The 2516-nt window shown below is 50.5% G+C and carries 1 protein-coding gene and 2 pseudogenes; 1 reads left to right on the forward strand and 2 read right to left on the reverse strand.

The genetic code is table 11. The features are described from left to right. Both purF and RMO52_RS07030 read right to left on the reverse strand, forming a co-directional pair. Positions 1-1234, reverse strand: a pseudogene (purF, locus tag RMO52_RS07025) (amidophosphoribosyltransferase); the annotation flags it as partial. Between the two features lie 293 nt (positions 1235-1527). Beyond that, on the reverse strand, positions 1528-1653 hold the full coding sequence (locus tag RMO52_RS07030) for a hypothetical protein (RefSeq protein ID WP_309738943.1): 126 nt from the start codon (positions 1651-1653) through the stop codon (positions 1528-1530). Between the two features lie 198 nt (positions 1654-1851). Here RMO52_RS07030 and RMO52_RS07035 point away from each other — a divergent pair. After that, positions 1852-2516: pseudogene (locus RMO52_RS07035) on the forward strand (hypothetical protein); the annotation flags it as partial.

Raw genomic sequence — 2516 nt, forward strand, 5'->3', positions numbered from 1 at the left:
GCATGTGAATTTCTGTCGCCCCAGCATCGCGGAGCGCCTTTACCAGTTTACGGCTGGTCGTCCCCCGGACAATCGAATCATCGATCACGATGACTCGTTTGCCTTTTAACACATCTCTGAGGGGGTTTAACTTCATCCGAATGCCTGATTCCCGCATTTCTTGAGTCGGCTGAATAAATGTCCGTCCCACATAGCGATTTTTGATTAAGCCTTCAGCGTAGGGGATACCCGATGCCTCCGAAAAGCCAATTGCGGCGGGAATACCCGAATCCGGTACGCCAATGACGATATCGGCATCTACCAAGGATTCGACTGCCTACTGCTTGCCCAGGCGCATCCGGTAGCTATACAGGCTCTCTTCATGTACCCAGCTATCTGGGCGCGCAAAGTAAATCATCTCGAAAATACACAGCTTGGGTTGCGCTTTAGGTGCCCAATCGATCGCGGTGACACCACCTTTATCGATCCACAACAGCTCTCCCGGTTTGACATCGCGTTCGTAGTCAGCACCGATAATATCGAGGGCACAAGTTTCTGACGCGACAACATAATGGCTCACATGGTCGGGCATGATCCCCAGTACCAAGGGGCGAATGCCATAGGGGTCGCGGATTGCCATGATGCCATCGGGAGTCGCGATCGTCAGACTAAAGGCACCGATACACAATCGACACGCGCTAATCGTCGCCTCGACCCAGCTTTTGCCAGCATTAACTTCTTCCCGAATAATCAGCGCAATCATTTCGGAATCGATCGTCGTGGTCGGTTCGCACCCTCGATCGACTAGATATTCACGCAGTTGGGTAGTGTTGACAAGATTACCATTATGTGCTAGGGCAAGTTGTCCTAGTTTAGTATCGACAATTACGGGTTGAGCATTGCAGCGGCGGCTCGAACCAGTCGTCGAGTAGCGAGTATGTCCGATCGCCAGCGCACCGGGCAACCCCGCTAAAATCTCTGGATTGAAGACATGGGATACCAGTCCCATATCCCGATGCTCGTGGAGTTGCCGCCCCTCAAAGGTGGCAATCCCCGCCGATTCTTGACCGCGATGTTGCAGCGCGTACAAGCCAAAATAGGTCAGCTTGGCAACTTCCTGTCCGGGTGCATAGATCCCAAATACCCCACAAGCTTCTTCAGGTTTATCGACAGCATTATCGTTATCTGGCATAGTCGAGTTGACACGAACGGGATCGGCACAGGAATCGAGGCGCAAGTCGCAATCGGGAATCATGAATGGCTATGGTGGCGAGAGGGTGGCTAAGTTTGGGCGATCGAAATAATCGAGTTTTTCAGGTGTTTGTGGTTGCTACTACTGGTGTAGCTGCCCCACTAATTACTAGCTACAGCATAACCTAGTCAGTAGCCGAATATACATCGCAAATGCAAGCGATCGAAATAAGTAATTTTAATGTGTTCGTGGCGGTCGAATTTGCCAAGCTGAATTTTTAGCTACTTATTTAGTTTGAATATTGTTAAATATTTATTAAGAATCTATTAAAGATAGCACGAAATCCGCAAGAGTACCTACAAAGATGACTGAATATTGCCCGTCATCAAAATTGCCCGTTCGATCTCCATGGCCTTTGGGGATCGAGGATCGTCGCCAGAATCCACTAAACCCACTTGCCGCAATATCGCTGTTTGTGGCATTATGAGCGTGCAGTTAGGATCTTTATTACTCCTAATATAGTATCTCGATCGCGATCCACAGTTCGACCTAGTTGGTGCCATAGTGAGTCCGCCGCATAATTACTAGTCAGACGCTAGAATCGATCGATTTAATGGAGATCTATAGTATCGTAACAACTGCGAATGACGGCTATTCACAATTCAGAACCGATAACTGTAATGTCCAATTTCCATTGGTTAGACCTGAGTGAATACTTGGCGATCGCCGCCGCAGTTGTAGGCACGATCGCTGCCGCCACCTCTCTAAATTGGATGTATGCTTTAGCCCCGATCCTGCTGAGTCTAATCCTGAGTGCCATCAATCGCTGGCGATTGCAGCAAAATCTTCGTCTGCACGAGCGGACACTGGAGCGCAAACTCGATCGCGAACTCCAGCAACAGGGCGAAGTCCTACAACAAGAGATCGCCCAAGCCCGCAGTTTTGCCACTGCCCTAGTCAAGCAAACGATGGCTGCTAAAAAAACCGATCCTGCCGTCATCGCGGCGACCGATCGCCAAGAGGTCGCCATCTTGGCGCAAAAATTCGACACGCACAAACAACTCATGCTCTCAATGCAAGAGCACGTTACTGGCGTTGAGGGCAGTCTGAAAGATGTTGTCGATTTACTCGAAGGCACTGCCCTAACCGAGCGGGTCGAGTATCTCGAACGCCACCTCACCCAAGTATCCCAACAGTTAGGTCTGGCACCGAGCGACCTCGATCGCGGGGGCGTCAGCCTGCCGTTGGAGACAGGAGCGCCACAGCGAGCCAATGCCGATCTCGTGGACACTGAGTCACCAATCGATATTAAGTCGCTACTAGAGATGATTTCCGAGGATTTGTC

Origin of the sequence: Chamaesiphon sp. OTE_8_metabat_110 (genome assembly GCF_031382685.1) — a bacterium.
Classification (GTDB): Bacteria; Cyanobacteriota; Cyanobacteriia; order Cyanobacteriales; family Chamaesiphonaceae; genus Chamaesiphon.